The sequence below is a fragment of the Aporhodopirellula aestuarii genome (assembly GCF_023701485.1).
Taxonomy (GTDB): domain Bacteria; phylum Planctomycetota; class Planctomycetia; order Pirellulales; family Pirellulaceae; genus Rhodopirellula; species Rhodopirellula aestuarii.
On the sequence record NZ_JAMQBK010000122.1, the window covers coordinates 1 to 11,710 of the forward strand.

Annotated in this window: 10 protein-coding genes and 1 tRNA gene; 2 read left to right on the forward strand and 9 right to left on the reverse strand. The window is 54.9% G+C overall.

From position 1 onward, the window contains the following. Positions 1–164: 164 nt before the first annotated feature. The 8 genes from NB063_RS30840 to NB063_RS30875 form a co-directional block, all read right to left on the reverse strand. Positions 165–1,181 (reverse strand): glycosyltransferase family 4 protein, encoded by a 1,017-nt coding sequence (locus tag NB063_RS30840; RefSeq protein ID WP_250933468.1) that lies wholly within the window; start codon positions 1,179–1,181, stop codon positions 165–167. Between the two features lies 1 nt (position 1,182). Next, the gene (locus NB063_RS30845) at positions 1,183–2,793 is read right to left on the reverse strand and encodes an alpha-amylase family glycosyl hydrolase (RefSeq protein WP_250933470.1); all 1,611 of its coding nucleotides are present in this window, start codon (positions 2,791–2,793) and stop codon (positions 1,183–1,185) included. A gap of 121 nt (positions 2,794–2,914) precedes the next feature. After that, entirely contained in the window at positions 2,915–4,360 is a 1,446-nt protein-coding gene (locus NB063_RS30850) for a glycoside hydrolase family 130 protein (protein WP_250933472.1), read from the reverse strand. Between the two features lie 6 nt (positions 4,361–4,366). Then, on the reverse strand, positions 4,367–6,637 hold the full coding sequence (locus tag NB063_RS30855) for a glycosyltransferase family 4 protein (protein WP_250933475.1): 2,271 nt from the start codon (positions 6,635–6,637) through the stop codon (positions 4,367–4,369). Continuing rightward, complete coding sequence (locus tag NB063_RS30860; protein ID WP_250933478.1) at positions 6,624–7,712, reverse strand: glycoside hydrolase family 130 protein; 1,089 nt, start codon at positions 7,710–7,712, stop codon at positions 6,624–6,626. Before NB063_RS30860 ends, NB063_RS30855 begins: the two co-directional genes overlap by 14 nt. Then, positions 7,709–9,490: a phosphoenolpyruvate--protein phosphotransferase gene (gene ptsP, locus NB063_RS30865; RefSeq protein ID WP_250933480.1), complete on the reverse strand. Its 1,782-nt coding sequence runs from the start codon at positions 9,488–9,490 to the stop codon at positions 7,709–7,711. The genes NB063_RS30860 and ptsP overlap by 4 nt, the downstream gene beginning before the upstream one ends. A 44-nt stretch (positions 9,491–9,534) precedes the next feature. Next, positions 9,535–9,675, reverse strand: coding sequence for a hypothetical protein (locus NB063_RS30870; protein ID WP_250933482.1), 141 nt, complete (start codon positions 9,673–9,675; stop codon positions 9,535–9,537). A gap of 137 nt (positions 9,676–9,812) precedes the next feature. Next, complete coding sequence (locus NB063_RS30875) at positions 9,813–10,100, reverse strand: CsbD family protein (RefSeq protein WP_250933485.1); 288 nt, start codon at positions 10,098–10,100, stop codon at positions 9,813–9,815. A gap of 498 nt (positions 10,101–10,598) precedes the next feature. On the opposite strand from NB063_RS30875, the gene NB063_RS30880 reads away from it, so the two are divergent. Next, positions 10,599–10,772, forward strand: a complete 174-nt coding sequence (locus tag NB063_RS30880) for a hypothetical protein (RefSeq protein ID WP_250933487.1) — start codon at positions 10,599–10,601, stop codon at positions 10,770–10,772. Positions 10,773–11,147: 375 nt separating this feature from the next. On the opposite strand, the gene NB063_RS30885 is transcribed toward NB063_RS30880, so the two are convergent. Beyond that, a tRNA-Asp gene (locus NB063_RS30885) sits at positions 11,148–11,221 on the reverse strand. A gap of 313 nt (positions 11,222–11,534) precedes the next feature. On the opposite strand from NB063_RS30885, the gene NB063_RS30890 reads away from it, so the two are divergent. Continuing rightward, positions 11,535–11,705, forward strand: a complete 171-nt coding sequence (locus tag NB063_RS30890; RefSeq protein ID WP_250933489.1) for a hypothetical protein — start codon at positions 11,535–11,537, stop codon at positions 11,703–11,705. Positions 11,706–11,710: the final 5 nt, after the last annotated feature.

Here is an 11,710-nt window from a genome sequence, read left to right on the forward strand (position 1 = left end):
AAAATGCGACTAAACCTAAGAGCTAGCGCTGTCGGCTCACGAGACTTTTCGAAACAACTAAAACGACAGCACGCAAGCGTGACGCCGGAGAGTCGAGAAAACGTCCGCGACCCTTTATTCCTCTGCTCTCCGTACCTTTTCTTTTCTAGGGGATCGCCGCGTGCTCATGTTCGCGCCGCAAGGATGCGGTGATACGCAGTCAGGTAATTGTCGGCCATCCGATCGGTTGAGAAACGTTCCGCGACGGACCGGCGAACGGTGGAGCGATCGATCTCGTCGATACGCTCGATCGCTTGTTCGGCTTCTTCGAGGCTATCGACCAGAAAACCCGTGACGCCATGCTCAATCAGCTCTGGCATCGATCCACGTCGGGAAGCAATGACGGGCGTTCCACAAGCCATCGCCTCGATTACCGAGAGACCGAATGGCTCGTCGAAGTTAATCAGGTGCAACAGTGCTCTCGCGTTTCCCAACGCGTCGAGCCGCTGCGTTCCACCGACCGCCCCGTGATAAGTCACGTGCGTACCATCGTTGGCGGGCACAACATGCGATTCATGATATTCTCGGTCCTGAACGATGCCGTACATGTGGAGATGTCGTCCGCTGCGACGTGCTACCGTGATCGCTTCGGCTGCACCTTTATCAGGATGGATTCGGCCAAAGAAGAGCAGTTCTTCGCTGCGCTTGGAAACGAAAGGGAAGTCGTCGATCGGAATGCCGTGATGAATGGTAGCAGCGTATCGCAAGCTCGGATGGCGATCTGCATCACTGATCGCAATGTAGTGAACCACATCCTGGTATTCGAGATACATCGGCAAGATGCGATCGGATGAGAAGCCGTGGATGGTCGTGACGATCGGCGTGTCGATCAGCCGGGCGAAGGCGTGAGCAGGAAAGTCCGCCTGGTTATGAATCAGATCAAACTGGTCGGCTTGTTCAAACAGGTGGGCGAGATGACGGAACTCCCAGACCTTCGCGTCGATTGATGGATCGTCGCCGTAGGGTGCCGGAACGACACCATCGAGCTTTCCTGATGTTTCGCTATCGAGCGTGGCGAAAAGAGTCACATCCACGCCGCGTTTGACGAGTGCCTCGGTCAGCATGCTGGTGACGAGTTCCCAAGGGCCGTAGGCTCTTGGTGGAGTGCGCCAAGCGATTGGAGCCAACATTGCAATTCGCATTTTAGGGTTGCCTGATTAGTTGCAGGATGAGGCCTTCGTTTGGCGCAAGCGTGCCATCAAGTGTCTGTGGTGCGGCTGTCGAACACTGTAATTTGGCGTTGACGGTCTCGTTGGGGATTGGCAGCGTCTGGGAGTGGTTGCCAATGTTTAGAACGATCAACAGTCGCTCGTCGTCATGCTGTCGAACAAAGGAAAGCACATCGCCGGTGGACTCAACGTTCACCAGGGCACCGATTGCCAACGCAGTGTGCGTTCGCCGGAGTGCAAGCAATGTTTGGTACAGCGATAGAAGTGATTTGGGGTCTTGATCTTGCGATGCAACATTCCGCCGACGCCAATCGGGGTTGAGCGGAAGCCACGGATCGACGGTACTGAATCCGGCGTGGGCAGAATCGTTCCACGGCATGGGGGTGCGGGAGCGATCGCGACCGATCCCCAGGTCTGGTTGCCGCAAATCCTGCGGGTCACGAACTCGATCACGAGGAATGGGTACTTCGCCGATACCAATCTCGTCGCCTTGGTAAAGCGTCGGCGTGCCGCGAAGGGTGAGTAACAACATGGCGGCAACTCGGGACTGAGCGTCACCGACCCGTGCTGCGATGCGACGTGCATCATGACTGCCGAGTACCCAATTTGGCCATCCGAATTCCGGAAGTGATGCATCGTAGTCTGTAATCATCTGAGCCAGGGATTCGGCATTCCATTCGCTTTCGATCAGGTGAAAGTTGACCGGCAAATGCACCTGAGGACGCTCTTTCGTGCCGAACCAACGGGCGAGACGCTCGTTGGGTAAACTGATCTCACCGATCAAAACACGGTCGCCATAGCTGTCGGCCAAGGCTCGAAACTCCGCTGCAATCTCGTGAGCTTCTGGTTGATCGGTTGAATGCAATTGAATCAACCGATCACGCTGGGTACGGATCGGTGTCCAGTTGGGGTTGATCGGGTTGTCACGTAGGTCCACGTCTTTGACGATGTGCCAAAGAACGTCCATGCGAAACCCATCGACGCCCCGATCGAACCAAAACCGCAGAACCCCCATCATCGCGTCGCGAAGTTCGGGGTGACGCCAATTGAGATCAGGTTGCTGGGGAAGAAACGCGTGCAGGTAGAATTGCTGGGTCGTCGCGTCCCATTCCCATGACGAGCCGCCGAAATCGCTGATCCAATTGTTGGGTGGTCCTCCATCTGGTGATGGATCGCGCCAGATATACCAGTCTCTTTTAGGGTTATCGCGAGACGATCGGCTCTCTACGAACCAAGGGTGTTGATCCGACGAATGATTGGGGACGAAATCCAGCAACAGCTTGAGTCCCCGAGCATGAACGGCCGCTAGCAAGTGATCAAACGCATGCAAATCGCCGAAAATTGGATCGATGTCACAATAGTCAGCCACGTCGTAGCCGAAATCGGCCATCGGAGACGGATAGATCGGTGACATCCAGATCGCATCGATCCCAAGGCTGACAAGATAATCCAGTCGTCTTTCGATGCCGCCGAGGTCACCCACCCCGTCCGCATTGCTGTCCTGGAACGAGCGGGGATAGATTTGGTAGATCACCCCGGTTTCCCACCAGCGATACTCGCTCGCTGTTCGAGATGCTGTTTTCATCGGTATCGTTCCGCAAATGATTTGACGTAGACGTCGCGCGCGAGCCCACCGATTTCGCAGCACCGGACGGATCGCATTGATCCGGTAGTGAATGGCGGGGTGATCGGGAAACGTTTGGCAATTATGTCATCGATGCCAGCAGTTCTTTGACTTCGATGGTGGCAAACGTCGTCGCGTAGTCAGACATCGCGTAGGGGATGACAAGGTGGTCTTGGTGAATGAGCGAACCGCAGGTGTAGACCACATTCGGAACATATCCTTCTCGCTCGACTTCATTGGGAGTGACCAGTGGTTCACTCAATCGTGCAATGACTTTGGACGGGTCATGCAGATCCAGCAGCATTGCGCCGATGCAGTACTTACGCATCGGGCCGACTCCGTGGGTGAGGACGAGCCAGCCGGCGTCCGTTTCGATCGGCGAGCCGCAGTTGCCCATCTGGACGTATTCCCAAGGCATCGCGGGCTTAATGATCAATTCGCTGGTGTGCCAGAAGTAGAGCATGTCGGAATACATCAAAAACAGATGCTCGCCGTCTTGGCGTCCCAGCATTGCATAGTGGCCGTTGATCTTCCGAGGAAACAATGCCATGCCCTTGTTGGCGACGGCGGGACCGTTGAGAGTGTGCATCTTGAAACGGAGGAAGTCCTTGGTTTCCAGGAGTTGCGGCAAGACGAGTTGCCCGTCGTAGGCGCTGTAGGTCGCATAGTATCGACTGCTGCCGTCCTCTTCCTGAAAGTGCACGAATCGTGCGTCTTCGATGCCATTGCTTTCCGTTGGGCTGAACGGAAAAATGACTCGCTCAGAAAGTTCGTGATCGGGTGTGTATTGAATTTCGTAATTCGATTTCGCTAACATCACAACTCGCTCAACCAACGGCGCGAGTTCATTGTGAATCGAGCGATGTTCACGCAGCGAAGCCTGCAAGCGTGTCTCCAGTTCTTCCAGCGTGAATTCCTCAGGGAGTGCCGCGAGCACTTCGTAGGTGAACGTGTTCCCAAGACCGAGTTCGATGAGTTTGCGGCGAAAGAGATCATTCTCGTAGCAGGAATCGGGGACGAATCGCGGTGTCGTGACAAACCGCACTGGTTCATTGATCTCGATTTTTAGGTTGCTGTCGATCGTTCCACTGCGAAAGACGATGGAGGAGATGTGTCCCTCTCCGACTGCTCGCAAACTCATTGCAAAGCGGCGAGATCCTGCCGGAAGATCGGATTGGTCGGGATGCCACACGAGCGAAGGATTGAACAATGCCGCCGATTCCAAAGCGTACTCTTGGGTGAAATACGCTCCCAAAAGCAAACGCCTGTTGTCACTCAGCGGCGAATCGGTGAGGAGATGGTGTTTGAGGTCCCGGAACCTTTGTTCAAAGTAGGGCATGGGTTTCTGGTGTCGCCCGTGGAACTCTTCCATGACGTGAGCGAGTTGTTGATCGACCTGTGTTTCTGACAAGGTGCAGACGCGTCCGATGACGCGCAGCACACGGTCATCACCAGGGGGCTGGAACGGTCGTAGGACGACTCGTTGCTTGTTTGGCGAGAGAACGATTCCGGTTCGTTTGATTGGCAAGTTAGTTCAGTGCGTTGGGGTTGAGGCGACGCGCATCGTGGCACTGAGGCCGCGCATCTCGGCGAGAGAAAGTAGGAATGCGAGTGTCGACTCAGCGCCCTGGTTTTCATTGACTCGATTCTCCATCAAGCCGTCAAAACAACCGCCGGTTGAGGGGTCGTAAATCGGTTGGCCCAGATCATTGCGTCCCAAGAACCAGTCGAATGCCAAGTGAGCTTGTTCGGACCAGAAGGCGTCCTTGTTGAGGGCAAAGGCTTCGATCGAGGCCGAGACCATCGCATGGGCCTCAATGGCCTGTTGATCGAACACAGCCGCCACCTCGCCTTCGCGGCTGAAGCCGTTTGAACCAATCGGACGAAACCTTCCTTGCGGCGAGAGTTGAATTTCGCAAAGCCAACGTAGTGATTTCAGCCCGATGTCAGCCATCCGCTGATCGTCAAACCAACGACCGTTCGTGATCAACGCTTGCGAAAGTTTCGCGTTGTTGTAGGTTGCGATGTTTTCAAACCAGGGCCACTCGTTGGTTGCATTGGCTTCGTACATGTTGGCTAGCCGATCTGCTAGCTGCTGGCTCATCGCAGCGGCAACACGATCACCGCTATAGCGACGCAAGTATTCATGAATGCCGATGATGGCCAATGCCCATGTTCTCGGTGAAGTGGTTTGCTCACAGGCAGGAAGAGCCTGATGGAATACCTCGCGAGCCCAGGCAATCAAGCCTGCGCTGCGTGATCGACCGATGCATGTCCCCAACGCCCACAAGGCGCGGCCTTGCGAATCGTCCGACCCGTCCTTTTCGAGCCATTTTCGATCGAAACTTAGGAAATTGCGAAACCGCCCGGTGTCACGATTGAACGCGTGATTGAGGAAGGCGGCATAACGCGATGCCAGCGATCGCACTTCAGGCAAATCCTTGCCTTGTTCCTCTAGCAAAACGGTCAGGATCAAGGCCCGGGCGTTGTCATCCGTGCAATAGCCGTGTGTGTGATCGGGAATGGAATAGATGGCGTGCTGAATGACGCCGGTGGAATCACTCAGGTGCTGCAAATGGTCGAGTTGCATTTGTGGCAACGCCAATGGTTGCTCATCCAGTGTGCGGACTGCGAGCGGTTTCAAGGCCACGGTTCGTTGATCTCGTGCCCGATTGAACGAGTCGATGTACAACTGCGAAACGTGGTCCCACGTCATGCTACGCCCCAATTGATAGGCCTGTTTCCGCATCGCCAGACGCCGATCGTCGTCGCCGAGCAGCCCGATCACCTCCCTCGCAATCGCCGAGGGATCCGCGAATGGGACAAGCACCCCGCGTCCATCTGCGAGCAGTTCTTCGGCGTGCCAGTAGGGTGTGGAGATCACTGCCTGGCCACAACCGAACGCGTAGGCAAGCGTTCCCGAGACGGCTTGTTGAACATTCAGATAGGGTGTGATGTACAGATCAGCGGCACCTATGAACTCTGTCAGTTCCTCCAATTCAACAAATCGGTTGTAGAAACTGACATGCTTGGATACACCCAATTCTTTGGCCATCCGTTCCAAATTGATTCGATAGCGTTCGCCTTGGTCGCGAAGCAAGCTCGGATGAGTCGCTCCCAGGACGATGTAGATGAAATCAGGGAACTTGGCGACAATCTCCGGAATCGCTTTCAAGACATGCTCGATCCCCTTGCCCGGTGAAAGCAATCCGAAGGTGAGTGCAACGGTTTTGTCCTCGACACCGAACTGTTCTTTAAGGACGCTTTGATCCGTCTCGGGTGCCTCGGGGATTCCGTGCGCGATCAGGTCGACTTGTTCGCTGTCGACCGAGTAGGTGTTCAGCAATGTTTGGCGGCTTCGCTCGGTCATCACGACCAGTCGCGTTGACAAACGTATGAGCTGCATCATCACCGCACGCTGAGTTTGGCTGGGCTCCGACAATACGGTGTGGAGTGTCGTGACGACTGGCATCCGAACGTCTTGAAGCATTGCCAAAATGTGGCTTCCACAAGGCCCGCCATAGATGCCAAATTCGTGCTGCAACGAGATGACATCCACATTGCTAAAATTCAGGAAGTCAGCTGCCGATCGGTACTCATCCAGTTCTTGTTCGGCAACCTGAAATCGAACTTCACCGTCATAGGCGTAACCACCTTCGGTGTCGTCCATCGTGACCACGATGCACTCCGCGCAGGACTCTCTGGCGACTCCAATTCGTAGGTCGTGAGTGAAAGTGGCGATACCACATTTGCGAGGCAGGTAGTCGCCAACAAAGGCAATTTTCAAAAGATCAGGTGATTTCATTGTAATATTCTGCTGAGGTTTTTCGTTGGAGCGAATCCAGGACGGATTGCTTTGAGAAACAGGCCGAGGCGACGCAGGCGTCGGCGGCTCCATAAAACACTTGAAGTTCATCACCGCGATCCAACATTGCGGTGGGGAAAACAACGTTTGGAACAAATCCGTTGAGTTCAAAAGCGGTAGTCGGCTGCATGATCGGTTCACTCGACCGGCCCAACACACGCCCTGGCTGATCGCGATCGAGCAACAGGGCACCCGCGGAGTAACAACCCACGGTGCCGACGGAAGTCGAGCGAGTGCTGCCGTGGTAAAGCGTGAGCCAACCCTCATCGCACAAAATCGGCGGTGTTCCACTTCCGACGCGGTCTCCCTCCCAAGCGTGCACTCCGCCCAGAACGAATTCGTGACGGCCCCAGTGAATCATGTCGGGCGAACGAGCCAGCCAAATTTGTGGGGGGCAAAAGTGCGAATTGGGATTCGGACGGTGCAAGGCGACAAAGTCGCCCGCGATCATATCGGGGAACAAAACGACGTCTTTGTTCTCGCTCGGAAAAATGATCCCATGCCGGTGGAAGGTTAAAAGATCGGTTGACGACATCAGAGCCGTCGCCGCACCTGATCGCGATACCGCGACATAAGTGATCCAGTAGGTGTTGTCGATTCTTGTGATCCGTGGATCTTCAATGCCATACTCTTCCCACGGACCTTCGGGGAGCAAGGCAGCGACGGCCTCCCAACGCTCACCGCCCGAATTCATCGAGCGAAAAATCTGTAAGTGGGAAGCAGATGTCAAACGTAGGTCACCGCTGTTCTTCATCGCAACAACGCGTGCATCCACGTGGGTCAAGTCTTCGTCCCGGATCCAGTCCACCTCCGTCGTCCCAGACCGCCATCTCGGAAGTGGTGTCCACCCGGCTCGCAGTTCGGATGGACGCTCGGCAACTCTAGCCAGCATGCAGTATTCGTCACCGAGCATCGCAACGGCCGGATTGAATACGCCGATTACTTGGAGGCCAACCTGAGACGGATGAACATCGCAAGGTTGCAGTAACAACGAATCAGATCGTCTCTGGATCATGAGCACGTGCCAACCGAATGGGGCGATCGGTTACTTGGCTCATGAAAGAGTTCCTGTCGGCTTTCTAGAGACAGTAGTTTGCAGACTTCGTGGGGGCTGCGACACATTTGTGCGCGTTGCGCGAGGACACTCGCAGTTGTCACATCGATTTGCCCTATAGCTGCCCAGAGAACTGCGGCCCGCGAAGGACTGACGCTTAACTCTTGAATCCCGAGCCCGATCAGAAGTTCAGCTAATTCCGGATCACCCGCTTCTTCGCCACAAACGCATACCGGGCAGTCCCACCGTTTGGCAGCAATCACCACTTGATGGATTGCCCGCAAGACCGCCGGGTGCATTGCGGTCACCTGTTCGTTCTCGGCTGATAATTCCCGGTCAGCAGCCAACAGATACTGCGTGAGGTCGTTAGTGCCGACGGCGACAAAATCCGCGAGTTCGAGAATCTCGTCCAAGCAGAATAGCGCGGCAGGTGTTTCGATCATGGCACCGATTTGCGGTCGCTTGAGTGCGTTGAGCTCTTCGATGACTTCTTCGACCATGGCTATCGCTTGAGCAAAATCATGACCGCCAATCACCATCGGAAACATGATTCTGACGTCGGCTTCTTGGGCAACCTGGACGATCGCGTTCAATTGCGAGCGAAGTAAGTGCTTTTCGGCAAGCGAGAATCGCAGGCCACGTAAACTCAGGCTGGATGGATCGACGTTGTCATCAAGCGATAGGAAAGGTGGTAGTTTGTCCCCGCCCAGGTCGAAGGTGCGGATGACCAGTGGCCGATCGTCAAGTCGTTTTGACATCTGGGCGTATAGGCGACGCTGTGTCTCAGTGTCAGGTCGTTGCTTGGACTGCAGGTAGAGGAACTCGGTGCGGAACAATCCGACTCCTGCCATCCCGCGACGAAGGACTTGGTCTACATCGGCAGACAGCCCCACATTTCCGTAAAGAGTGATCTCGGTCCCATCGAGAGTATGGCAGGGCCCCGTGTTCTTCGCGTCATTCGCGTCGGACAGGCGGTTGGCTTCCTCAATTCGAGCTTCGAAAAGGGACAGTTGATCTTCGCTGGGCTCAGCAGTGACGATGCCCGCCTCACCGTCAACCAAGAGAGTCATCCCGCCGGTGATTCGCTGAGTGACAGCGGAGATGCCCGAGACGGCGGGGATTTCCAGTGATCGGGCGATGATGGCAGTGTGTCCGAGTGTTCCTCCAGCCTGCGTCACAATGCCAGCGATTCCCGAGTTTGCCAGCGCAATCGCATCGGACGGGGCGAGTTCGCGGGCAACGATGATCGCGTTTTGTGGAAGATCAGCTAGGTTGGTCGGCGTCAGACCCAATAGATGCCGCATCATGCGTTGACCGATATCGCGAACATCCGTTTCACGTTCGCGAAGATAATCGCTGTCAATCTTGGTCAAGCGACTAACGGTTTGGCAGATGACAGAATCCAACGCCTCTTCAACGCCAACCAGATCGTTCGAGATCCGGTGCTTTACCAACGAAGCAATCTCGCCTGCCATTGTCGCGTGGGCAGACACCAATTCGACCGCTTCGGCGATCGAAGGTTGGTCGGACGCGAGAACTTCGAGATCCTGGAGGTCGCGTTTGGATCGTTCCAGTGCGTCGTCCATGCGATCGCATTCAACTGAGACGGATGCTCTTGAGATCGACTCGGATAGATCGGGATCCGGCAACGTGATTGTCCGCTGCAATTCGTAGCCCACCACAACGGCAACTCCTTTTGCGAGCCCTGTCGAAAGCGATTTTCCTTCCATGCGTTCCATCCAGTTTTTCCTAAAGGTTCCGTTCAATACTTGTGTCACGTGCGTCAATCGAGATTCGCTACCCCATCGCCAAAAGCACAGTCGCCAATGGATCCTGCATACGCGCGATAGAGCAATCCAGGTGACGCGTCGATTTCATACAACGCCACGATGGGCAAACCGTTTTCTGTAGAGAGGTTTAGCATTTGTGATGATCTCGCTGTGGAAGGATTCACGCGTGACGAACGATACAGCATCAGCAAACGGGTGTTTCGTCGTTGCCGATTGATGTCGCCGATCACCTTCGAGAGGGCCGCCCATGAAATCAATCCACTGATCGGTGTTAGCGGCGACCTGTCGCATGGACATGGCCCCAGCAGTCTTGCAATAGTTGAAAGAGCCGGGATGTTCGCGTCGCGCTCCTACTCTCTGGCTTTAAATGTTCGATAAAGGCGTCTACTTTGTTTTGAGCAACGAGCTCCGAATAGCCATACCTTTGAGCAAGAACTCGGATGAACAAATCACGCTCACCGTGGATCATCACCAAGTCGGTCTCATCGATTCGTCCCCAAGTGCGTTTGACGCTTTCTTGCACTGCCGGCCAATGGTGTTTGACTTGATTCCATTTCATGACAAAGGCTCCGTGCGGGATGAAAACGAACAAGCCTCGAAGCGATAAAGGGAGGACGGTTCATTAAGAACGAGTGGGGGCGAGACCGTCACGTGTTCCGGATCAATCCGGAATGAACTCGGCACGGATTGAAACGTCGTAGCGTAAGGCAATTGCTCTGCTGACGCGGTCGCATTGAGCACGCCCCATTCAGAAACGCCACTCTCTAAAACGATTGGATTCGTCAGAAAACGTTTGACAAACGGATAGCTCGAATACGAAAAATCATTCGTTGCATTATTTGGGGTCTTAGCGAAACCACCAACCATGATCGCCTCCTTTGGCCATCGGTAGGCCTGCTGCGGTTTGTCTGTCAGAGGGGATCCTCGACCAGAGCAATCAGCGGATTGCGAAAAGCGAGTTCTCAACCGTCTATACGGTCGAAACCCATTGGTGGTACCTGAATGTACCTATCGCGCAGGCCAACATGTCAGGGTATCACCGTTCCCTGCTAATACAATGGCAAATCAATTAACGGTCGGTTGGCCTCAGAGCGAGTTCGTCACGCAACGGTCGATTGCGAATGACCGACTCGCCAACCGCATCGAGTTCTCGTTTGGAGAGCGGTTCATTGATTTGCGTGGACCAATTCGCGGGACGGCGGATGGCCAAGAAGTAGCGGGTTTGCATTAGGTGGGTGCGTGTCTCCTTGCTGACCGGCAAGGAGCGGCTAAATAAACGTCCCACCACTCACGCTGGATCACGGCCGTGGGAACCGGCCCTACTAACTCGTCGCGCAACCCAGGCGGGAACGACTGCAGATCCGAGTAAGCATTCGGCACGTGAGGGCGGAATTCGAAATCTGAACGCTGATTATCCCTCGCTCGCACGTTTGGAAGTTGCGCTTCTCAGGTAACCCGCTGCGTCAGCNNGCTGACGCAGCGGGTTACCTAAACCAACGCCTCATCCAAAAAGCGCGACTTCAAAACTCGCACGTCGGGCTGGTCTTGGTGGAGTTCGGCCCGCGCATAAAAAAAGCTTGGTTCGTGAACCAAGCTTTTGGGCAAGCGACGCGGACGGGACTCGAACCCGCAACCTCCGGATCGACAGTCCGGGGCTCTAACCAATTGAGCTACCGCGCCTTGATTGCGATCGATTTTATCGCAACCGAAGACACCGAGAAAAGGAACGTTGAAGGCTCCTTGGCTCAGGTGCGTGGAAGTATATCCATGCCATCGTCTCGTGCAATAGGTCTCTGGACTGAGATCGAAAATTCTGGAAATTCTTTCGCCCCAAATCTCCGGATTGTAGGGATTGAGGGCATTTTCTCCGCCTCTGAGGAGATTTCTGGAGGCGTGATTCTCATGATTTTTTGGCGTCCGGCGTATCACCGTTCGCTGTGACCTATGGTTGGACGGAATTCCATTTTCGTCTGAGCTTTCTGAGGATCAAATCATGATCGACTACCTCGTACTTGCCTTCTCGGTCACCGATTGGTTTTGGGACTCGTGGTATGAATTGCGACACTACGCGACACACCTGAACAAAACTCACTGGGCCATCATGGCGGCTGCCTCCTGCGTGTTCGGATTCTTATGCCTGAAAGGCAACACGCTACGAATTTGAGTACG